The sequence below is a fragment of the Methylobacillus draconifructus genome (genome assembly GCF_045984355.1).
Taxonomy (GTDB): domain Bacteria; phylum Pseudomonadota; class Gammaproteobacteria; order Burkholderiales; family Methylophilaceae; genus Methylobacillus; species Methylobacillus flagellatus_A.
On record NZ_JBJQII010000002.1, the window covers coordinates 286,291 to 307,734 of the forward strand.

A 21,444-nucleotide genomic window follows, 5' to 3' on the forward strand; every position below is an offset into this window, starting at 1 on the left:
TGCCACCCGGTAAAGCAAGGATTGTTGTGCGACCTACGCAGGAAACACTCCGGTGGATAAGTAACGGTCGCCGCGGTCGCAGACGATGGACACGATCACGGCATTCTCCACGCGCTTGGAGAGCTGCAATGCCGCATACAAGGCGCCGCCGGAGGAAATGCCGGCAAAGATGCCTTCCTCCTCCGCCAGCCTGCGCGTGATTTTTTCCGCATTTTCCTGGTTAACGTACATCAGTTCGTCGACGCGCTTGGCGTCATAGATTTTGGGCAGGTATTCCTCAGGCCATTTACGGATACCGGGAATCTGCGCGCCTTCGTCAGGCTGTACGCCGACGATGCGGATATCAGGGTTCTGTTCCTTGAGGTAGCGCGAGGTGCCCATGATAGTGCCAGTCGTGCCCATGCTGGAGACGAAATGCGTAATCTTGCCTGCCGTGTCGCGCCAGATTTCCGGGCCGGTGCCTTCGTAATGCGCCAGTGGATTATCCTGGTTGGCGAACTGGTCGAGCACGATGCCCTCGCCCTCCGCCTGCAGCTTGGTCGCCACGTCGCGCGCCAGCTCCATGCCGCCGTCGCGCGGCGTCAGCACCAGCTCGGCGCCATATGCCTTCATGCTCTGGCGGCGCTCCACGCTCTGATTATCCGGCATCACCAGCACCATCTTGTAGCCTCGCATCGCCGCCACCATGGCAAGCGCAATACCGGTATTGCCGGAAGTCGCCTCGATCAGGGTATCGCCCGGCTTGATGTCGCCGCGCGCCTCGGCACGCTTGATCATGGAAAGCGCGGGCCGGTCCTTGACCGAGCCCGCAGGGTTGTTGCCTTCGAGCTTGAGCAATATGGTGTTGCTGGTCTTGCCCGCCATGCGCTGCAGCTTGACCAGGGGAGTGTTGCCTACGAAATCATCCAGGGTTTTATACATGTAGTTTCAATCAGTTGCTGGGCACGCCTGGCTGGCCTGCCCGGAATTCCAAATCAGGCTTTCTTGTGAAAGGCCAACAAGACGGCGAACAGGCCCAGGCCGACAAATGCGACCAGCGAAAGCTGCGGAATGGTCAGGCCGAACAAGGTCCAGTCTATCGCCGAGCATTCGCCAGTGCCCTTGAAGATCAGGTCCAGCGCCTTTTTCAGCGGAAAGGTTTCCATGATGTAGTCAAATCCCGCGCCGCATTCGGCCATTACCTTGTCCGGGTTGGCCTGGATCCAGATATGGCGTGCCGCGATGCCGATGCCGGTCGCCGCGGCAATGACGTGCAGCAGGCCGTATACCTTGCGGCCCAGGCTGCCGGGATTGTGCAGCGCGGCAACCAGGAACAATACCCCCAGCACCATGAATGCAATCCGCTGGGAGATGCACAACGGACAGGGCTCCAGGTTGTATTTCTGCTGCAGGAACAAGGCCAGGCCCACCAGCCCGAAACTGGCGACGAAGCCGAGGAAATACCCGCGTCGCCCAGCAAACAGCTTATTGCACATAAACAAAGCCCCAGCACTTATAATGAAAGTCCCGCAATTGTAACGGATACACCCCGGTTAGCACCAATCCATGCTGCGACACCCGGGCACGGCCGCCAGACAACCTTAATAGACAAACCTAATAGATAAACCCTATATGGCAGACCCTCAGCGCATCCTCAGCGTCAGCGAACTCAACCGCATGGCGCGCGAGCTACTGGAAACCAGCTTCCCCTTGTTCTGGATCAGCGGCGAAATCTCCAACCTGACCCGGGCCGCCTCGGGGCATTGGTATTTCTCGCTCAAGGACCAGGGCGCCCAGGTACGCTGCGTGATGTTCCGCGGCCGCAACGCCTACCTGGACTGGACGCCGCGAGAAGGCGACAAGGTCGAGGCGCGGGCCGTGGTCACGCTTTATGAGGCACGCGGCGATTTCCAGCTTACCATCGAGTTCCTGCAGCGCGCAGGCCTGGGCAACCTGTTCGAAGCCTACGAGAAGCTCAAGAACCAGCTCGCCGCCGAAGGCCTGTTTGCCGCGGAGCATAAGATCGCAATTCCCGCACACCCGCGCCAGATCGGCATCGTCACCTCGCCCGACGCTGCAGCCTTGCGCGACGTGCTCACCACGCTGCGCCGCCGCATGCCTGCGGTCAATGTCGTCATCTACCCCACGCCGGTGCAGGGCAAGGGCGCGGCCAAGCTGATTGCCGCCGCCATCCGCGCCGCCGACCAGCGCGCGGAATGCGACGTGCTCATCGTGTGCCGGGGCGGCGGCAGCATCGAGGATTTGTGGCAGTTCAACGAGGAAGTCGTCGCGCGCGCCATCCATGCCTGCGCATTGCCGGTGATCAGCGCCGTCGGCCATGAGACCGACTTCACGATCGCGGACTTCGTCGCCGACGTACGCGCGCCCACCCCCACCGCTGCCGCGGAACTGACCACGCCTGACCGCGGCAGCCTGCTGCGCAACCTGCAGCAACACCGCAACCGCCTGGCGCGCAGCATGCAAAGCCTGCTCCAGCAGCGCAGCCAGCACCTCGACTATCTCAGCCGCAGGCTGTTGTCCCCCATGCAGCAGGCCGAGCACAAGCGGCAGCACCTGTCCCAATTGCATCTGCGCCTGACCCAGGCCATGGCCAGGCAGCTGCAGAGGCAGCGCCAGCACTTGCAGGCAGTGCAGCAAAGCCTGACGCACCTAAACCCGAGCGCGGTATTGCAGCGCGGCTACGCACTGGTGGAAAAACTGAATGGCGAGCTGGTGCAGGACAGCAGCCAACTCGCTCCCGGCGACCAGGTCAAGCTCACCCTGGGCAAAGGCAGCGCCCAGGCTGAAATCTGCGACAAAAGCACCTAGAATGGCCAACAAAACTCTCCTGGCGTTGTTGCCCTGCCTTGCCGTACACCTTGTACTGCCTACGGCAGAACGCTTAGCCAGGACCGCTGCGCTGAGTTTTTTAGTCATTCTTACGCTCTCAAGCATCCGGTGACATGAACGAGCTCATCAGCCACCTGGAGGAATTGCTGCACGGTTTCGGCCCCATCCATGCCAAGCGCATGTTCGGCGGCTATGGCATTTACCACGACGGCCTGATGTTCGCGCTGATCGCGGACGATACGCTCTACCTCAAGGCCGATGCGGAAAACCGCAAGGAGTTCGAGACACTCGGCCTGCCCGCCTTTCGCTACGCCAAGCAGGGAAAGGAGATCACCATGTCCTATTGCCAGGCGCCTGCCGACATGCTCGAAGAAGCGGAACAAGCCGTCTACTGGGCGCGCCTCGCCTATGCCGCCGCGTTACGCGCCGCGCGCGGGCGCAAACGCTGAGCTTTCACAATTTCTCGCAAAGCAGGCGCGATCGCATGCGCTATCTAAGCATTTGCAAGGGGCGTAGAATGGCGGCAATTTTTCACTGAGCCTGCCATATGCAATCCTCTGGCACCACCAAGCCGGCCCTCCCGCTCCTGGCCCTCGCGGCACTCGGCGTGGTATTCGGCGACATCGGCACCAGCCCGCTCTACACCATGAAGGAAGTATTTGCCGTGAGCCCCCACCCGGTGCCGCTCACGCACGACAACGTCTTCGGCATCCTGGCCTTGATCCTCTGGTCATTCATCATGGTGGTATCGGTGAAATACACCGTGTTCATGATGCGCGCCGACAATAACGGCGAAGGCGGCATCATGGCGCTGCTTGCGCTGGCAAGCCGCAATATCAAGGGCGAGCGCAAGCGCCTGGTGATGTATGCCGGCATCGTCGGCGCCTGCATGTTCTACGCAGACGGCATGATCACGCCCGCAATCTCGGTGCTGTCGGCGGTGGAAGGCGTGGAGGTGGCCGCACCGGCACTGGACCAATTCATCGTGCCCGTTACCCTGGCGGTGCTGTTCGCCCTGTTCTGGCTGCAAAGCAAGGGCACGGCTGTGGCAGGCGCGCTCTTCGGGCCGGTGATGCTGCTGTGGTTCGGCACTTTAGCCGCACTTGGCATCGTCAACATCCTGCATGAGCCCAGGGTGCTGGAAGCGCTGAATCCGCTCTACGCCATCCAGTTCTTCATCAACGCGCCCTGGATCGCCTTCGTTGCGCTGGGTTCCGTGGTGCTCGCTGTCACCGGAGTGGAGGCGCTCTATGCCGACATGGGACATTTCGGCCCCAGGCCGATCCGCTACGCATGGTTCGGCTTCGTCCTGCCCGCCTTGATATTGAACTACTTCGGGCAGGGAGCCCTGGTGCTGCATGATGTGGAAGCGATCAAGAACCCCTTTTACCTCATGGCCCCGCAATGGATGCTCTACCCGCTGATCGGCCTGGCGACGCTCGCCACCGTGATCGCCTCGCAAGCCGTGATCTCGGGCGCGTTCTCGATCTCGGCCCAGGCATTGCAGCTTGGCTACCTGCCGCGCATGCGCATCCTGCACACCTCGGAGCAGCAAAAAGGCCAGATCTACATGCCTTACATCAACTGGAGCCTGATGATCGCCGTCATGGCGCTGGTGGCCGGCTTCGGCTCATCGGGCGACCTGGCCGCGGCCTACGGCATTGCCGTCACCGGCAACATGCTGTTCACCACCCTGCTGGCCGGCATCGTGTTCCACGGCATCTGGCGCTGGAGCTGGCCGCGCACCCTGGCGTTGATCGGCCTGTTCCTCGTCATCGACCTCGCGTTCTTCAGCGCCAATATCCTGAAGACTCCCGATGGCGGCTGGGCGCCCATCCTGATCGGCATCGTCATCTTCACGCTGATGACCACCTGGAAGCGCGGGCGCGGCCTGCTGCTCGAACGCCTGCGCAACGAGTCCATGCTGCTGGAACCCTTCGTTGACGCCATCGGTGCCCATCCGCCGCAGCGCGTGCAGGGCACCGGCATCTTCATGACGCCCAACCCTCACGGCGTCCCGCATGCCATGCTGCACAACCTCAAGCACAACAAGATACTGCATGAGCGCAATATCCTGCTGACGGTCAACTTTGCCGACGTCCCCTACGTTGCAGAGCGCAGCCGGCTGGGTCTGGAGGAATTGCGCCATGGCTTCTACCGCATCACGGTGAACTACGGCTTCAAGGACGACCCGGACCTGCCTCGCGACCTGGAGCTGACCAAACAGCTAGGCCTGGAGCTAGACACCATGGACACCTCGTTCTTCATCGGCAAGGAAACCCTGTTTGCCAGCCGCTCTTCCGGCATGGCTTACTGGAGGAACAAGCTGTTTGTCGGCATATTCCGCAATGCGGATAGCATCACCAATCAATTCAAGCTGCCGCCAAACCGGGTGATTGAACTGGGCGCGCAAGTCACGATATAGGCAAGGATGGATTGTCGGCTCAGCATGGCACGGTCTAAAATACGATATCGATTGATGCCATCAAGCCGCTTATTAAGGTTGTAAACATGAAATCCATCAGACTGATATTGATTGCGCTGGCATTGGCCCAGCTTACGAGCTGCACCACCGTCAGCACGACCAGCAGCGGCAATGTGGGCGTCGACCGCAAGCAATACGTCGGGCTCGTCACCGAGCAGGAAGCGGTGGAACAGTCCGCCCTCGCCTACCAGCAAACCGTCAAGGACGCGCAATCCAAGAAACTCCTGAATACGAACAGCGCCGAGACCAAGCGCGTCCGCAATATCGCCGATAAGCTGATTGCGCATGTCGGCGTATTTCGCCCGGATGCCCCGAACTGGAAATGGGAAGTCAACGTGCAGGAAAGCAAGGAGATCAACGCCTATTGCATGGCGGGCGGCAAGATCATGGTCTATACCGGGCTGATCGACCAGATCAAGCCCACCGATGACGAGCTCGCCGCCGTGATGGGCCATGAAATCGCCCATGCGCTGCGCGAGCACGTGCGCGAGCGCATGTCGCGCGCCAAGGCCCAGCAATACGGCCTGCTGGGCTTGGCAGCAGTCGTCGGCCTCAGCACCAAGAATGCCGACAACGCAGTCCAGGCCCTCGCGGTTGGCGGCACTGTCGCCGCGGTCGCCCTGACGCTGCCCAACAGCCGCACCGCGGAGCACGAAGCCGATCAAATCGGTCTCGAGCTTGCCGCCCGCGCGGGCTACAACCCGAATGCCGCCTTAAGCCTCTGGCAGAAAATGAGCGCGGTAGGCGGCGAGAAACCGCCCGAAATCCTCAGCACCCACCCCTCGGACGAATCACGCATGGCGGACATCAAGCGTCTGATCCCTTCCGTGATGCCGCTGTACGAACAGGCAAAGAAGCAAGGCAAATAAGGCAATTCAAATGCTTGCCAAGCCTAACCATGGGGCCGTTTTCAGGTAAAATAGCGGTTTTATCTCAAGCGATCCCTAGGAATCTTAGATGAGCAATTTGCAAACCATTATCGAAGACGCGTTCGAGCGTCGTGCCGAGATTACCCCATCCACTGCCAGCGCAGAAATCAAGGATGCCGTGTTCAGCGTGCTTGCCGACCTCGATAGCGGCAAGCTGCGCGTGGCAGAGCGCACCGACGGCCAGAACTGGGTAACCCACCAATGGATCAAGAAGGCCGTATTGCTCTCCTTCCGCCTCGAAGACAACGTCCTGCTCGACGACGGCGTCACCAAGTATTTCGACAAGGTTCCCCCCAAGTTCGCCAATTACACTGAAGCCGATTTCAAGGCTGGCGGCTTCCGCGTGGTGCCCAACGCCATCGTGCGCCGTGGCTCGTTCATTGCCAAGAATGCCGTCCTGATGCCTTCCTACGTCAATATCGGCGCTTACGTCGGCGAAGGCACCATGGTGGACACCTGGGCCACTGTCGGCTCCTGCGCCCAGATCGGCAAGAACGTACACCTCTCCGGGGGCGTAGGCATTGGCGGCGTGCTGGAGCCTGTACAGGCCGGCCCCACCATCATCGGCGACAACTGCTTCATCGGCGCGCGCTCCGAAGTGGTCGAAGGCGTCATCGTCGAAGACAACTGCGTGATTTCCATGGGCGTCTACATCGGCCAGAGCACCAAGATCTACGACCGCGAAACCGGCGAAGTGACCTATGGCCGCGTACCGTCAGGCTCTGTCGTTGTATCGGGCAACCTGCCTTCCAAGGACGGCAGCTACAGCCTCTACTGCGCCGTCATCGTCAAGAAAGTCGATGAAAAGACCTTGGGTAAAGTGGGCATCAACGAACTATTGCGTGGTATTTAACAAAGAGAAATTGAGTCTGCGCTCCCAAGGTCTTTCGGTGTAGGCTAACCCGGGCATTGCCCGGGTTAAGGCAAAGCCGGGCCGTAGCCAAAAAACGTTTGGCAAGGTTGGTATCAACGAGTTGCTACGTAGCATTTAAGTACTGTAAAAACGATCGCAGTACCAAGCGTTTTTCGGTGAAGGCTAACTTGGGCATCTGCCCAAGTTAAGGCGCAAGCCGTGCCGGAGTCAAAAGTTTCGGTATTAAAGTGGACATCAACGAACCACTGCGTGGCATTTAAACCAAACCCTCTAGCCAAGCTGTCAATATTCTGACACTGGCGTCGAAGCTCCAACAAAAACCTGCCACTGGCAGGTTTTTTTATTGTTTTCCATCCAGCGTCACCTTCAAAGAATAAAAAAACAAGACCCTGTTTTATATAAAAAAATACAAGAAAACCATTCCAACACCCCATCCCCTGTCCCGTTCTTTCCCGACGGCATAAAAGTTGCCATATGGATATCAAATCCACATTTTTTTGCAGGATATAAGGATAACCATGACAGGCGATTACGATTACAAACTGGTGCTGCTCTCGATTGTGATTGCATTCATCTCATCGATGGCTGCGTTCATGTTCACCAATCGTGTTGTCCGCAATCAAGGCCGATCCGCCAAGGCGTGGATGGGATTGGGAGCCGTCGCCATGGGCTCGGGCATCTGGGCCATGCACTTCATCAGCATACTCGCATGGTCCCTGCCTACTCCGATGGAGTCCATGCTCGACGACACCGTATTGTCCTGGCTGATTGCCGTCAGCGTCTCATGGCTCGCGCTGGATATCGCCAGCAGGCCCGGCCTCAAGCTGCAGATGCTGATTGTTGCCGGAGTGGTGATGGGGCTGGGCATCAGCGGCATGCACTACACCGGCATGCATGCCATGCAGATGTATCCCGAGATCACCTACAATAAGACATTGCTGGCATTATCCGTCAGCATTGCCATCGCCATCTCGATACTGGCACTGGCCCGCATGTTACATGACCACCAATCCAGGAAGTCCAGCCTCAGCTCGCAGCTTTACGCTGCCACGATAATGGCGGGCGGTATTGCCTGCACTCACTTTACCGCGATGGCTGCAGTCGAGATTCCGCCTCACGTTGTCTTGACCGCGGCATCCACATCGCAGCCCGGCTTGTTTTCGGTGATTATCGCCCTGGGCATCTGTACCCTGATCCTGCTTGCCGCCATCCTGACCATCGTGGATTCGCGCCACCGCGACAAGGGCAATTGGTTGCATGCAGACACGCAGGACAAGCTCAGCCGCATGAGCATGCTGGATAACCTGACCCAGCTCCCTAACCACCGCTATTTCCAACATCACCTGAGTATTGGTGTCCGCCGCACTGCAAGGCTCGGCACGGCACTGGCCGTCGCCATCATCAAGCTCGACAACCTGAAGCTGATCAAACAGGAATTAGGCCAGCATATCAGCGATGAAATCCTGCGCTCGGCGGCAAAGCGCATCCAGGACACCATTCGCGGTTGCGACATGGCGGCTTACAACGGATCGGAAGAGTTTCTCGTCCTCTTCGAGGACATCAAGCACGAACATGACATCATGCCTGTCATGGAAAGAATCATGCAGTCGCTGAACACCACATTCCGCATCGACCGCCATGACATCACGCTCGAAGCCAGGGCCGGGCTGTCCTTGTACCCCAAGCACGGTGATGCCGATCGGCTGCTGACTTATGCCGAAGCTGCCATGCACCGCGTGCAGCCCAGCGACAACCATGGTTTCCGCCTGTTCGACGACCGGCTGGAACCCTCTTCCTTCGACCTGCTGGAAACCCGGCAGGAGCTGCGCCACGCGATCGAGAATGGGGAAATGGTGCTCTACTTCGAACCGCGCATGGACATCATCGGCAACACCATCACCGGGCTGGAAATACAACCCCGCTGGCTGCATCCGACCAAAGGCGCCATCCCCGCCGCCACCTTCGCCCCCATGGCGGAAAACATCGGCCTGATCGATGACATCAATGCCTGGGTGCTGGAACAAAGCTACCGCATCGTAAATACATTGCGCCAGCAGCGCATCCATGTGCCGGTCTACCTGCCGCTCACTTCCATGCAATTGCGTTTTCCCGATATTCAGCGACAGGTCGCGGCCAAGCTGAGCCACTTCAGGCTGCCCGCCGACGCGTTGATCCTGGAAGTGGCTGAGTCGGATTTCATGCAACAGCCGGAGCATTACACCGACCTGCTCAAACAGCTGCCGGCCATCACCCTCAAGATCAGCCTGGAAAATTTCGGCACGCGCTTTTCTAGCCTGCCCTACATACAGCACCTGGGCCTGAAAGCGCTCAAGCTGGACCGCAGCTTTACCCATGCACTCATCAGCAACCAGAAAACCCGTGCCATTGCCGGCGCGATCATTGAACTGGCGCACACCCAGAACCTCAAGGTGGCGGCGGAACAGGTAAGCAACGAGGACGAGCGCAATGCGCTGCTGTCCCTGGAATGCAACGAAATCCAAGGATTTTTCTGTGCCAACCCCGTGCATCAGGCCCAGTTGATCGAGTTCCTGATGTCCAGCAAGTTCGCATCGCGACCGGATAAAACTTCGCCTGAAGAAATCGCGTGGTCCGCATATGCGGTCACAGCCGACGGCCTCACTCCGGTGCGCTAGTGTAAAATGCAGGGATCCATAGTCATCAAGATGCATATACATGAAGCTCTACGGTATCCCCAACTGCAATACGGTGAAGAAAGCGCGCACCTGGCTGGACGAGCACGGCGTTGCTTACGAATTCCATGATTTCAAGAAATCCGGCATCAGTGAAGAAACGCTCAAGCACTGGCTTAGCCAGGTGGAGTGGGAAAAGCTGGTGAACCGGGCAGGCATGACCTGGCGCGGTTTGAGCGAGGCGGAAAAGGCGGCGGTTACCGACGACGCTTCCGCCATCCGGCTCATGCAGGAAAAGACTTCCGTCATCAAGCGTCCGGTGCTGGTCAAGGACGAACAGGTGCTCAGCTTAGGCTTCACCGAGGCAGCTTATGCCAAGCTGTTCAATACATGAGCAGGACGCTGGAGCTAGCCAAGGACCTGATTGCCCGCCAATCCGTCACTCCCAGCGACGAAGGCTGCCAGGCGCTGCTGATCTCCCGCCTGGAGCCGTTGGGCTTCACCGTTGAACGCCTGCGCTTCGGCGATGTAGACAATTTCTACGCACGTCGCGGCAATACCGGCCCGTTGCTGGTGTTTGCCGGACATACGGATGTCGTCCCTACCGGCCCCGTAGAGCAATGGCATACCCCGCCGTTCGAACCCACCGTCAAGGACGGTATGTTGTACGGCCGGGGCGCTGCCGACATGAAGACCTCGCTGGCGGCCTTCATCACCGCAATCGAAGCCTTCGTGGCAGACCATCCCGACCACCCTGGTTCGATCGGCCTCATCATCACCTCGGATGAAGAAGGCGTGGCAGTCAACGGCACCGTCAAGGTGGTCGACACCCTCAAGGCGCGCAACGAGCTGATCGATTACTGTATCGTCGGCGAGCCGACCTCCAGCAAGGTCGGCGGCGACATGATCAAGAACGGCCGCCGCGGTTCGCTCTCGGGCAGGCTGACCGTCAAGGGGATACAAGGCCATATCGCCTACCCCCACCTGGTGAAGAACCCGATCCATATGGCTGCGCCTGCGATCAAGGAGCTGGCCGACACCGTATGGGATGAAGGCAACGAATACTTCCCGCCTACCTCCTGGCAGATATCCAATATCCATGGCGGCACCGGCGCCACCAACGTCGTGCCCGGCGAAGTCGAGATACTGTTCAACTTCAGGTTTTCCACCGCGAGCACCGCCGAAAGCCTCAAGCAGCGCGTCCATGCCATCCTCGACAGCCACCAGCTGGACTACGACCTGGCCTGGGAGCTTTCCGGCAAACCGTTCCTGACGCCGAAAGGCTCCCTGGTCACTGCCATTTCGGCCGCGATTGAACAGGCTTTCGGCGTCACGCCCGAGCTTTCCACCAGCGGCGGCACCTCCGACGGCCGCTTCATTGCTGACATTGCCGCCCAGATCGTCGAATTCGGCCCGCTCAACGCGACCATCCACAAACTCAACGAGTGCGTTGCCGTCGCGGACATAGAACCCCTGCAGCATGCATACAAGCTCACCCTGGAAGCGCTATTGAAATGATGAGATTCCCCGGTATTACTGAAGAACTCCACACTATCCGCGACTGGCTGCGTTTCGCCGTCAGCCGCTTCGAAGAATCCAGCATCTTTTTCGGCCACGGCACCGACAATGCCTATGACGAAGCTGTATGGCTGATCCTGTCGTCACTGCACCTGCCGCACGACACCCTGGACAACTTCCTGGATGCGCGCCTGCTGCCGCCGGAACGCACCCGCCTGAAAGAGCTGATCCGCCGCCGCATCACCGACCGCACCCCGACCGCCTACCTGGTCAACGAGGCATGGCTCAAGGGCTTCAAGTTCTACGTGGACGAACGCGTCATCGTACCGCGCTCCTTCATTGCCGAACTGCTGGAGGACAGCCTCAACCCCTGGGTCGAATATCCGGAAATGGTGGAAAGCGCCGCTGACATCTGTACCGGTAGCGGCTGTCTTGGCGTGCTGCTCGCGAATGCCTTCCCCAACGCCCAGATCGACGTCGTGGACATCTCCCCCGACGCGCTGGCGGTGGCGAACATCAATATCCGCAACTACGGCCTGGAAGACCAGATCAGCGCCGTGGAGTCCGATATGTTCAGCAACCTGCAAGGCAAGACTTACGACCTCATCATCAGCAATCCGCCCTATGTGGACGCGCCATCCATGGAACTGTTGCCGCAGGAATACCGCAACGAGCCGCAGATCGCGCTGGGCAGCGGCGCCGCGGGGCTGGACCACACCCAAACCCTGCTGCATGAAGCCAAGAAGCACCTGAACGACAACGGCCTGCTGGTAGTGGAAATCGGCCACAACCGCGACGCATTGCTGGAGGCGTATCCCCATTTGCCGTTTACCTGGCTGGAGGTGGACTCGGGCAACGAATTCGTCTTCCTGCTGACCAAAGAACAATTGCCTTAAACAGGATCATCCGTGTCAGACCCAAGAGTATTCTTCGCCGCCGAACGCACCCTGCTGGCATGGCTGCGTTCAGGCCTGACGCTCATGGCGCTTGGGTTCGTCGTGGCGCGCTTCGGCCTGTTCCTCACCCTGCTGGCGCCCGGCCAGGTGGAACACCTCAATTCGCACCGCTGGCTCTCCGACCTGCTCGGCCTGCTGCTTGTCCTCAGCGGCGCGGCCGTGATTCTCTGCGCGCAGTACAACCATCGCCGCTACGTCCAAACATTGCCGCCCGAGGATGTCCCTCAGCTAGCCTTGCCCTGGCTATCCTCGGTATTGGCCATTGCAGTGGCGTTGGCCGGCAGCTTGCTTGCTGTCGACTTGCTGCTGTTCTAAGAGCTTGTTCACAACCTTGCCCTAGCGCTTCGCGCGCTTGCCTGCGGGCTGCTTTGCCGGCGCGATATCTGCAGCCTGCCGAATACGGCGGTTTGCCGGTTTGCGCGCAGGCTTGGCAGCCTGTTTGGGCGGCCTTGCAGGACGTTGCGCTTCCTCAGGCTCGACGGCGCCATGCCGGGAACGCGACCTGCGGACTGGTTGCTGCTTTTCCAGTTCCTGCCGGATTCCCTCCTCACGCGTCTTGGTCACACGCCTCGGCCCCCTGCTTTCGAGGCCGGCCTCGGCATCAAAGCGCGACCTTTTCGCCTTGGGGGTAAACACCTTGCCCAGCTTTTCCTTCTCACGCGGAGTAAGCTGGCGCGCAGGCCCCTTGGGCACCGCCAGCTCGGCCCACTCCATCAGCCCGGTGACTTCCTTGACGCCCAGGTGCAGCATCTGCCCGCGCTTGAGGCGGGGCGGCAGGTTGACCGGGCCGAAGCGCACACGGATCAGGCGGCTCACGGGTTTCTGGAACGCCTCGAACAAGCGGCGCACTTCGCGGTTGCGGCCCTCGCGCAGGATCACCTCGTACCAGTGGTTGGCGCCCTCGCCGCCCTGCGGGCGGATGCTATCGAAATTGGCCGGGCCGTCGTCCAGCTCGATGCCGTAGGTGAGCTGCGCCATCTCGCCGTCGGTCAATTCGCCGAAAATACGCACGGCGTACTCCCGTTCTACTTCATAGCGCGGATGCATGAAGCGGTTGGCCAGCTCGCCGGAGGTGGTAAAGATCAGTAGCCCCGACGTGTTCATGTCCAGGCGGCCGATCGCGATCCACTTGCCGTTGCGGATGCGCGGCAATTTGTCGAACACGGACGCGCGCTTTTCCGGGTCGTCCTGGCTCACGATCTCGCCCTCCGGCTTGTGGTACAGCAATACCTGCGGCAATTCCGGCTCGAACGGCAGGTGCAGCGGACGGCTATCCAGGCGCACCACGTCGGTGGGCACCACGCTGGCGCCAACTTCCGCGGTCTTGCCATTGATGGTGATGCGGCCGCTGGCAATCAAGGTTTCCATTTCGCGGCGCGAACCCAGGCCGGCCAGAGCCAGGAGCTTGTGCAGCCTTTGCGGCACAGCAGTGGGATCTGCCGCTGCAGGCTTGGCAGGAGAGGTATTGCGGGGATTGCGTTGTTGCTTGAACGGGCGTGCCATGGAATCGACCTTGAGAGTATTGCGCGTATTATAAGCCAGAGCGCGTTCATTCCGCCGCCCTGGCGCAGATTATCCGATATCGAGCGGAATTTCCTGCTGGGTGAAATGCTGGATGGGCGGCAGTTCGGACAAGGAGCGCAAGCCAAGATCATCGAGGAAAGTCTTGGTGGTCGCATAGAGCGAAGGCCGCCCCGGCACGTCGCGCTGCCCGACGACATCGATCCAGTTGCGCTCGAGGAACTGGCGCATGATATTGGGGTTGACCGCCACGCCGCGGATTTCCTCGATATCGCCGCGCGTGACCGGCTGGCGGTAGGCGATGATCGCCAACGTTTCAAGGGCGGCGCGCGAATAGCGCATCGGCCGCTCGGGATTGAGGCGGGCGATAAAGGGGGCAAGGTCGGCGCGCGCCTGGAAGCGCCAGCCGCTCGCCACCTGCACCAGCTCCATGCTGCGGCCCTGCCACTCCTGCCTTAGCTCGTCTAGCAGCATGCGCAAGGTGGCGCGCTCCATGCGGCCTTCGAACGGGCGCAACAACATGTCCAGAGACAGGGGCTCACCCGCCGTCAGCAACACGGCCTCGAGCACCTGCTTCATTTCGCTGATGTTTTGCGATGCGCTCATGGCTTAGTTGACGCTCACCAGCGGCATGTCTGCCGCCTGCAGGTAAATCGGGCTGAAAGGTTCCTGCTGGGTGATGCGTACCAGGCCCTCGCGCGCCAGCTCGAGGATGGCAAGGAAATACACCACCAGTGCAGGCAGGCCTTCGTTTTCTATATCGAACAAGGCAGTGAACTCCACCAGCGATTCCTGCTGCAGGCGGCGCAATACCAGGCTCATGTGCTCGCGCACCGAAAGCTCGGCACGACCGACCTTGTGGTGCTGGAAATGGCTCGCGCGCTTGAGCACCGATTGCCAGGCAGCCATCAGCTCGTCGAAGCTGACCTCGGGCCAGACCGTCTCGGCAATATGTTCGTAATAGGCGCGCGCCACCTGGATTTCCTGGCCGGCCACCGGCAAGGCGTCCAGCCGCTCCGCCGCCAGCTTGATCGCCTCGTATTCCATAAGCCGGCGCACCAGCTCGGCGCGCGGGTCTTCTTCCTGCTCGATGCTCTCCGGCTTGGGCAGCAGCATGCGCGACTTGATCTCGATCAGCATCGCCGACATGAGTAAATATTCCGCCGCCAGCTCGAGCTTGCTCTCGCGCATTTTCTCGACATATTCCATGTATTGGCGGGTCAGTTGCGCCATGGGGATATCGAGGATATCGAGATTGTGCTTGCGGATCAGGTACAGCAGCAGGTCCAGCGGGCCCTCGAAAGCCTCCAGGTAGACTTCGAGCGCGTCAGGCGGGATATAGAGATCCTGCGGGATGGCGTCCAGCTGTTCGCCATAGATGCGCACATCGAATGCAAGTTGCGTCGCCATTGCTCACACGGCCCTCAATGGGCAGCTCGCAGGCAAGCCGTGGCGTCAGGCCAGTACCAGAGCACAATCCGCATCGCCATACAGCCTCCTTGGTGATTTTTGGTGTGGTGATTGTTGATCTGCTGATTCTTGGTTCGATAGCTCAGCTGAAAATACCAGCGAACATCGCCAGCAAGATCATGATGAAGGGCATCATGATCTTGGACAGCACGCCAGTGAACATCAATACCAGCAGAATGATAAAGCCGTAGCGCTCGACCTGGGCAAATTTGTACGCCATTTGGTTGGGCATCAGGCTGACCGCAATCCTGCCACCATCCAACGGCGGCAATGGCAGCAGGTTGAGCACCATCAACACCACGTTGACCAGGATGCCGGCCTGCCCCATCAGGCTGAGCGGCATGGCGAAATCGCCCGAGATGGTGGTGGCAAACTTGTAGACCATCGCCCAGAAAATCGCCATGAGGAAATTGGACGCAGGGCCTGCAGCCGCCACCCAGCGCATGTCGTGCTTGGGGTTGCGCAGGCGCGCGTAATCGACAGGCACCGGCTTGGCCCAACCGAACAGGAAACCGGTGCCGGAAAACACCAGCAATGCCGGGACCAGGATAGTCCCGACCGGGTCGATATGCTTGATCGGGTTGAGCGTGATGCGGCCCATGCTTTCCGCAGTGGTGTCGCCGAAATAGCGCGCGATGTAGCCATGCGCCGCCTCATGCACGGTAATCGCGAAAATCACCGGCAAAGCATAGATCGCGATTTTCTGGATCAGCGTGAGCTCCATCATGCCTCCAATCCGAACGGCGCGGGATCGCCCGCACCCAGGCGGATCAGGCTGGGGCTTTCCGCCGTCAGGTCGATCACCGTGGTCGGGTCGATCGAACATGCGCCGGCATCGATCACCAGTTCCACCTGGTGTTCCAGCTGGTCACGGATTTCCCAGGCTTCATTGAGGGGCGCGTCATCTCCAGGCAGTTGCAGCGTCATGCTCAACATCGGCTCATTCAACTCTTCCAGCAATGCCAGGGTGACGGCATGCTGCGGCACGCGCAGGCCCACGGTGCTGCGCTTGGGATGCTGCAGGCGGCGCGGCACCTCGCGCGTGGCCTTGAGGATAAAGGTATATTGCCCAGGCGTATTGGCTTTCAGCAGTCGGAACTGGCTGTTGTCCACCTGGGCATAGGTGGAAAGCTCGGCCAGGTTGCGGCAGACCAGCGTGAAATGATGGCTGTCGTCCACGCCGCGGATGGCGCGGATGCGGTCCTGCGCGTCCTTGTTGCCCAGCATGCAGCCAAGCGCATAGCTGGAATCCGTGGGATAGGCGATCACGCCGCCATCGCGCAGGATGGCAATCGCCTGGTTGATCAGACGCGTCTGAGGGTTTTCAGGATGAATAACAAAATATTGCGCCAACTTGACTCTACCTTAACTGTTAAGCGATCGGGTTTCCGGCCAATCCTGCCAGACCGGGATGCAGCCGCGCGGCAAATCCGGCAGCCGGCCCATTTCAATATAGCCATGGCCCGGGCCGTGGTAATCGGAACCCATGGAGGACTTGAGGCCGAACATATGCGCAAGCTTCGCGTACTCCTGGAACTGGTCCGCGGTATGGCTGCCGGTGACGACCTCGATCGCCTCGCCGCCCAGGTTGCGGAACTCCTCCAACAATAACAGCATATTGCTTCGCCCGATATCGTAGCGGCCGGGATGCGCGAGCACCGCCATGCCGCCGCTGCCGTTGATCCAGGCGACGACCTCCTCCAGCGTGGCCCAGTGATGCTCGAAATAGCCTGGCTTGCCCTTGACCAGGTAGCGCTTGAATATGCTCTTCATATTGGAGGCGTATCCTTGCTCGATCAGGTAACGCGCAAAATGCGCGCGTCCGATGATGCCTTGTCCGGCATGGACGTAGGCGCCCTCCAGGCTGCCGCTGATGCCGAATTTCTCCAGGCTGGCGGCAATGCCTTCCGCACGTACATGGCGTCCTGCGCGGATTTTTTCAAGCCCGTCGCGCAACGGGGCATAGTCCGGATCCACCCGCAAACCCACGACATGGATGGTGCGCCTGCGCCAGGTGACGGAAATTTCCACCCCGTTGATGAACTGCATGCCGTGCCCGGCCGCCGCGCTGGCAGCCGCCGCCAGGCCTGCCGTATCGTCATGATCCGTCAGGGATAATACCTTCACGCCCTGCTCCGCGGCATGCGCCACCAGCGCCTCCGGCGCGAGCAATCCATCAGAAACCGTGGAGTGACTATGCAAGTCGATAAGGGATGGCATGGATGCGGGTTGGCAGTACAGCTTGTTAGTCTTGCCGAATCATAGCAAAATACCGCATCAACTTAAAACCTAATCCCGATGCACCCTAGCGCACGGCCTGCGGACGACACATGAAGTTTCTTTACGATTTATTCCCGGTTATTCTTTTTTTCATCGTTTACAAGCTGTTCGGCATTTACGAAGCCACTGCCGCTGCGATTGTCGCCACCATCGCCCAGATCGTCTGGGCCAAGGCCAGGACCGGCAAGGTGGACAACGCGCTGATCATGAGCGGCGTCATCATCGTGGTGTTTGGCGGCGCCACCTTGTGGCTGCACGATGAAAGCTTCATCAAATGGAAGCCCACCATCCTCTATTGGGTATTTACCGTCGGCCTGCTGGGCAGCCAGTGGCTGTTCAAACGCAACCTGATCCGCAGCTTCATGGAAAAGCAGATTGCCATGCCGGACCCGATCTGGAGCCGCCTCAACCTGGCATGGGCGATGTTCTTCCTGCTGCTGGGCTTCCTCAACCTATATGTCGCCTTCAATTACTCCACCGACCTCTGGGTGGATTTCAAGCTGTTTGGCACCATGGGCCTGATGTTCGTATTCGTGATCGGCCAGACCCTGCTGCTTAACAAGCACATCATCGAACAGGATAAGAAATAATGTGGTACGCCATCATCGCGGAAGACGCCCCCGACAGCCTGGAAAAGCGCCTGGCTGCCCGCCCTCCCCACCTTGAGCGCCTAAAGGCGTTGCAGGACGCGGGCCGCCTGTTGCTGGCCGGCCCCTTTCCCGCGACCGACAGCAATGACCCGGGCCCGGCCGGCTTCACCGGCAGCCTGATCGTGGCGGAGTTCGACAGCCTGGAGGCTGCGCAAGCCTGGGCCAATGATGACCCGTTCGTGAACGCAGGCGTTTATTCCACTGTCACAGTCAAACCTTTTCGCAAGACATTGCCAGCATGACCCTGACAGAAGAAATCCGCAGCAGACTCTCGGTACTGGAACCCACCGCGTTGGAGATTCGTGACGACAGCGCCCTGCACAGGGGCCACGCGGGCAGCAACGGCGGCGGGCATTTCTTCGTGACCATTGCCAGCGCGCAGTTTTCCGGCAAGTCCCAGGTCATGCGGCACCGCCAGGTTTATGCAATACTGGGCGACCTGATCCCACAGAAAATACATGCGCTCAGCATCCAGGCGATTGCGGCAGATGAACCTCCTGTTGTCACAATTGACTGATACGTTAGCACGCTCAACTTTATGACATCCATTTTAACCAGCCAAGGAATTCTCATGAAACTCACTACCAGCGCCCTGATTGCCACGGTTGCCTTCGGTATCCTGCAACCCGCTTTTGCTGCTGGCGCCAACGGCAGCGTTGCCACCGTCAACGGCAAGCCGATCAAGCAATCCCTGTACGATTACATTGCCAAGGAAGCCTCTTCCCGCGGCCAGAATGTGGACGACAACGTCAAGAACGTCATCATCAACAAGCTGATCGGCAGTGAACTGATCTACCAGGAAGCACAGCGCACTGGCCTGGACAAGCAGCCTGACTACCTTGCCAAGGAAGAGCTGACCCGCCGCGAACTGCTGGTCAACACCTTCCTGCAGGACTACATCAAGAAGCACCCCGTGAGCGAGGCCGACACCAAGCTGGCATACGAGAAATACAAGCAGGAGCTGGGAGACAAGGAATACAGCGCGCGTCACATCCTGGTGCCGACCGAAGCCGAAGCCAAGGACATCATCGCCCAACTCGGCAAGGGCGGTGATTTCGCCAAGCTGGCCAAGGAAAAATCCAAGGACCCCGGCTCACAAGAAAAAGGCGGCGACCTGGGCTGGTTTGCACCGGCCGGCATGGTGAAGCCGTTCAGCGATGCCGTCGCCAAGCTGCAAAAGGGCAAGTACACTACAACTCCGGTACAGACCCAGTTCGGCTGGCACGTCATCAAGCTGGAAGACACACGCACCACGCAACCGCCATCCTATGACGACGTGAAGGATGGCCTGCAGAAGCAATTGCAACAGCGCAACCTGGAAAAACTGCTGACCGACCTGCGCAGCAAGGCCAAGATCGAGGCTCCCGCCGGCGCCACTGTCGCCAAGTAATCCTTAAGCAACACTCTGCTTGACACGGAAAAGCCCGCCCGGCGGCGGGCTTTTTTCATATTGATACTGACCTGATCGAGCTTACTGCCAATGAAGCCACACAATATCCACTATGACGTGCGTTTCGATACGCCGCAAAGCCACTTGTTCGAGCTGGAATGCCGCATCGCCCACCCGGCAGCCGAAGGCCAGCGCCTGTCGTTGCCGGCCTGGCTGCCCGGCAGCTACCTGGTCAGAGATTTCGCGCGCCACATCGTCAGTATCAATGCAAGCAGCGATGGGCAAGAAGTCGAGCTGCGCAAGGTCGACAAAAGCACCTGGGTCGCAGCGCCTTGCAAGCACCCGCTCGTCATCCGCTACCAGGTGTACGCCTACGACCTCTCGGTGCGCACCGCCTACCTCGACCACACCCGCGCCTACTTCAACGGCAGCAGCCTGTTCCTGCAAGTAGCCGGGCAAGAGCAGGAACATTGCAGCGTCGAAATCCACCACCCGGGCAAGGCCTATGCAGGCTGGTCCATCGCCACCACGCTGCCGGCCCGCAAAACCAGCTCGAACGGCTTTGGCCTCTACGAGGCGAGCGACTACCAGGCCTTGATCGACTATCCGGTCGAGATCGGCACCTTGGCCATTGCAGAGTTCAAGGCCATGGGTGTGCCGCACCGCCTGGTCGTCTCGGGCAGGCACGAAGCGGACCTCAAAACCATCGGCCGCGACCTGAAGAAAATCTGCGAGCACCATATCCGCTTTTTCGGCGAGGCCCCGTTCAAGCGCTACGATTTCCTGCTCTATGCCGCGGCCGACAACCAGTACGGCGGGCTCGAACACAGCGACTCCACCAGCCTGATCTGCCCGCGCAGCTGGCTGCCGGTGAAGCATGAACAGCACGACCGGCAGCAATACCAGGACTTTCTCGGCCTGTGCAGCCATGAATATTTCCATGCCTGGCACGTCAAGCGCATCCGCCCCAGCGCCTTTGCCAGCCTGGACCTCAGCCGCGAGGCCTACACGCGCCTGCTATGGGTGTTCGAGGGCTTCACCGCCTATTACGACACCCTGGCGCTGGTGCGCAGCGGCCTCATGAGCGAGCAGGAATACCTCGCCGCGTTGAGCAAGGACCTCACACGCTACCTGCGCACGCCGGGGCGCCAAGTGCAGGCGCTGGAGGAGTCCAGCTTCGACACCTGGATCAAGCTCTACAAGCCGGATGAAAACACGCCCAACAGCCAGATTAGCTATTACCTCAAGGGCTCGCTGGTCGCCTTGGCGATAGATCTCAGCCTGCGGCTCAAAGGGCGCTCGCTCGACGACGTCATGCTGGCGCTATGGGACAACTACAAGCGCGGCGTACTCGTGGATGAAGGCAGCATGCAGGGCTTGATCAGGGAAACCTGCGGCGACAGGCTCGCCTCGCTGTTCCGCGACTGCGTGCAAGGCTGCGGGGACCCGCCGCTGGAAAAGCTGCTGTCGAAATTCGGCATCCGCTTCATCGCGCCCAAAACCAGCGACGCCGACCTGGCGCGGCAATGGCTGGGCCTGCAGCTCGCGAACGACGACACCCGCATCAGCCATGTCTTCAGCGGCAGTGCGGCTGAACACGCAGGCCTGGCGGCAGGCGACGTGCTCGTCGCGCAAGACAACCTGAAGGCCAGCGCCAAAGGGCTCAAGCAGCAGCTCAAGCGCGGGCGCAACCAAATCGGCCTGCATTTCTTCCGCCGCGACGAACTCATGACGACCGTCATCAAGCCGCGCGACCATGCGCTGACCGACGCTACGCTCGCGCTGGACGACAAACGCAAACCGGCACAGGACCAATTGCGGCAGGACTGGCTTGCCATAAGTTGATAAAATACTAGATTCCCCGCACCTGCATTACACAAGGTTAGAACCC

The 21,444-nt window shown here is 59.9% G+C and carries 24 protein-coding genes; 15 read left to right on the forward strand and 9 right to left on the reverse strand.

Translation table 11 applies throughout. From position 1 onward, the window contains the following. Positions 1-33: 33 nt before the first annotated feature. Together cysM and ACJSDX_RS05145 are read right to left on the reverse strand one after the other, a co-directional pair. Positions 34-921, reverse strand: coding sequence for a cysteine synthase CysM (gene cysM / locus ACJSDX_RS05140; RefSeq protein ID WP_287111095.1), 888 nt, complete (start codon positions 919-921; stop codon positions 34-36). Between the two features lie 53 nt (positions 922-974). Then, positions 975-1,475 carry a disulfide bond formation protein B gene (locus tag ACJSDX_RS05145; protein ID WP_407993789.1) on the reverse strand — a complete coding sequence of 167 codons (501 nt, stop codon included), beginning with the start codon at positions 1,473-1,475 and terminating at the stop codon, positions 975-977. 136 nt (positions 1,476-1,611) lie between these two features. Between ACJSDX_RS05145 and xseA the strand changes: the two genes are divergently transcribed. The 5 genes from xseA to dapD all read left to right on the forward strand — a co-directional run bounded on the left by xseA (position 1,612) and on the right by dapD (position 7,096). Beyond that, complete coding sequence (gene xseA / locus ACJSDX_RS05150) at positions 1,612-2,808, forward strand: exodeoxyribonuclease VII large subunit (RefSeq protein ID WP_407993790.1); 1,197 nt, start codon at positions 1,612-1,614, stop codon at positions 2,806-2,808. A gap of 134 nt (positions 2,809-2,942) precedes the next feature. Continuing rightward, a complete protein-coding gene (locus ACJSDX_RS05155) occupies positions 2,943-3,278 on the forward strand; it encodes a TfoX/Sxy family protein (RefSeq protein WP_407993791.1) in 336 nt (111 codons plus the stop codon). A gap of 98 nt (positions 3,279-3,376) precedes the next feature. Then, a complete protein-coding gene (locus tag ACJSDX_RS05160) occupies positions 3,377-5,254 on the forward strand; it encodes a potassium transporter Kup (protein ID WP_407993792.1) in 1,878 nt (625 codons plus the stop codon). 86 nt (positions 5,255-5,340) lie between these two features. Next, positions 5,341-6,183 (forward strand): M48 family metallopeptidase, encoded by an 843-nt coding sequence (locus tag ACJSDX_RS05165; RefSeq protein WP_407993793.1) that lies wholly within the window; start codon positions 5,341-5,343, stop codon positions 6,181-6,183. 88 nt (positions 6,184-6,271) lie between these two features. Further along, positions 6,272-7,096: a 2,3,4,5-tetrahydropyridine-2,6-dicarboxylate N-succinyltransferase gene (dapD, locus tag ACJSDX_RS05170; protein ID WP_287111087.1), complete on the forward strand. Its 825-nt coding sequence runs from the start codon at positions 6,272-6,274 to the stop codon at positions 7,094-7,096. Between the two features lie 113 nt (positions 7,097-7,209). Here dapD and ACJSDX_RS05175 read toward each other — a convergent pair whose 3' ends face one another. Next, on the reverse strand, positions 7,210-7,608 hold the full coding sequence (locus ACJSDX_RS05175) for a hypothetical protein (protein ID WP_407993794.1): 399 nt from the start codon (positions 7,606-7,608) through the stop codon (positions 7,210-7,212). A gap of 27 nt (positions 7,609-7,635) precedes the next feature. Between ACJSDX_RS05175 and ACJSDX_RS05180 the strand changes: the two genes are divergently transcribed. The 5 genes from ACJSDX_RS05180 to ACJSDX_RS05200 are packed head-to-tail and all read left to right on the forward strand — an operon-like array spanning position 7,636 to position 12,557. Beyond that, complete coding sequence (locus tag ACJSDX_RS05180) at positions 7,636-9,771, forward strand: putative bifunctional diguanylate cyclase/phosphodiesterase (protein ID WP_407993795.1); 2,136 nt, start codon at positions 7,636-7,638, stop codon at positions 9,769-9,771. A gap of 40 nt (positions 9,772-9,811) precedes the next feature. Beyond that, the gene (locus tag ACJSDX_RS05185; protein WP_407993796.1) at positions 9,812-10,162 is read left to right on the forward strand and encodes an ArsC family reductase; all 351 of its coding nucleotides are present in this window, start codon (positions 9,812-9,814) and stop codon (positions 10,160-10,162) included. Further along, complete coding sequence (dapE, locus tag ACJSDX_RS05190; protein WP_407993797.1) at positions 10,159-11,286, forward strand: succinyl-diaminopimelate desuccinylase; 1,128 nt, start codon at positions 10,159-10,161, stop codon at positions 11,284-11,286. The genes ACJSDX_RS05185 and dapE overlap by 4 nt, the downstream gene beginning before the upstream one ends. Continuing rightward, positions 11,283-12,182 (forward strand): 50S ribosomal protein L3 N(5)-glutamine methyltransferase, encoded by a 900-nt coding sequence (prmB, locus tag ACJSDX_RS05195; protein ID WP_309566763.1) that lies wholly within the window; start codon positions 11,283-11,285, stop codon positions 12,180-12,182. The genes dapE and prmB overlap by 4 nt, the downstream gene beginning before the upstream one ends. Positions 12,183-12,194: 12 nt before the next feature. Next, a complete protein-coding gene (locus ACJSDX_RS05200) occupies positions 12,195-12,557 on the forward strand; it encodes a YidH family protein (protein WP_309566762.1) in 363 nt (120 codons plus the stop codon). Between the two features lie 21 nt (positions 12,558-12,578). Here the strand turns inward: ACJSDX_RS05200 and ACJSDX_RS05205 are convergent, their stop codons facing one another. The 6 genes from ACJSDX_RS05205 to ACJSDX_RS05230 form a co-directional block, all read right to left on the reverse strand. Beyond that, the gene (locus ACJSDX_RS05205) at positions 12,579-13,745 is read right to left on the reverse strand and encodes a pseudouridine synthase (RefSeq protein WP_407993798.1); all 1,167 of its coding nucleotides are present in this window, start codon (positions 13,743-13,745) and stop codon (positions 12,579-12,581) included. A gap of 69 nt (positions 13,746-13,814) precedes the next feature. Then, positions 13,815-14,369, reverse strand: a complete 555-nt coding sequence (gene scpB, locus ACJSDX_RS05210) for an SMC-Scp complex subunit ScpB (protein WP_407993799.1) — start codon at positions 14,367-14,369, stop codon at positions 13,815-13,817. Positions 14,370-14,372: 3 nt separating this feature from the next. Next, positions 14,373-15,173, reverse strand: a complete 801-nt coding sequence (locus ACJSDX_RS05215) for a segregation and condensation protein A (protein WP_407993800.1) — start codon at positions 15,171-15,173, stop codon at positions 14,373-14,375. A 142-nt stretch (positions 15,174-15,315) separates the two neighbouring features. After that, the gene (locus tag ACJSDX_RS05220) at positions 15,316-15,957 is read right to left on the reverse strand and encodes a site-2 protease family protein (protein WP_407994010.1); all 642 of its coding nucleotides are present in this window, start codon (positions 15,955-15,957) and stop codon (positions 15,316-15,318) included. Then, complete coding sequence (locus ACJSDX_RS05225; protein WP_407993801.1) at positions 15,957-16,586, reverse strand: L-threonylcarbamoyladenylate synthase; 630 nt, start codon at positions 16,584-16,586, stop codon at positions 15,957-15,959. The genes ACJSDX_RS05220 and ACJSDX_RS05225 overlap by 1 nt, the downstream gene beginning before the upstream one ends. Positions 16,587-16,598: 12 nt before the next feature. After that, the gene (locus ACJSDX_RS05230) at positions 16,599-17,453 is read right to left on the reverse strand and encodes a 3',5'-nucleoside bisphosphate phosphatase (protein ID WP_407993802.1); all 855 of its coding nucleotides are present in this window, start codon (positions 17,451-17,453) and stop codon (positions 16,599-16,601) included. Between the two features lie 110 nt (positions 17,454-17,563). Here ACJSDX_RS05230 and ACJSDX_RS05235 point away from each other — a divergent pair, with 110 nt between their 5' ends. The 5 genes from ACJSDX_RS05235 (at position 17,564) to ACJSDX_RS05255 (ending at position 21,398) form a co-directional block, all read left to right on the forward strand. Next, positions 17,564-18,103 (forward strand): septation protein A, encoded by a 540-nt coding sequence (locus ACJSDX_RS05235; protein ID WP_309566756.1) that lies wholly within the window; start codon positions 17,564-17,566, stop codon positions 18,101-18,103. After that, positions 18,103-18,405, forward strand: coding sequence for a YciI family protein (locus ACJSDX_RS05240; protein ID WP_407993803.1), 303 nt, complete (start codon positions 18,103-18,105; stop codon positions 18,403-18,405). Before ACJSDX_RS05235 ends, ACJSDX_RS05240 begins: the two co-directional genes overlap by 1 nt. Further along, positions 18,402-18,680 carry a BolA family protein gene (locus ACJSDX_RS05245; RefSeq protein WP_407993804.1) on the forward strand — a complete coding sequence of 93 codons (279 nt, stop codon included), beginning with the start codon at positions 18,402-18,404 and terminating at the stop codon, positions 18,678-18,680. The genes ACJSDX_RS05240 and ACJSDX_RS05245 overlap by 4 nt, the downstream gene beginning before the upstream one ends. A gap of 21 nt (positions 18,681-18,701) precedes the next feature. After that, entirely contained in the window at positions 18,702-19,553 is an 852-nt protein-coding gene (locus ACJSDX_RS05250; RefSeq protein ID WP_407993805.1) for a peptidylprolyl isomerase, read from the forward strand. A gap of 90 nt (positions 19,554-19,643) precedes the next feature. Then, positions 19,644-21,398 carry a M61 family metallopeptidase gene (locus ACJSDX_RS05255; RefSeq protein WP_407993806.1) on the forward strand — a complete coding sequence of 585 codons (1,755 nt, stop codon included), beginning with the start codon at positions 19,644-19,646 and terminating at the stop codon, positions 21,396-21,398. Positions 21,399-21,444 lie beyond the last annotated feature (46 nt).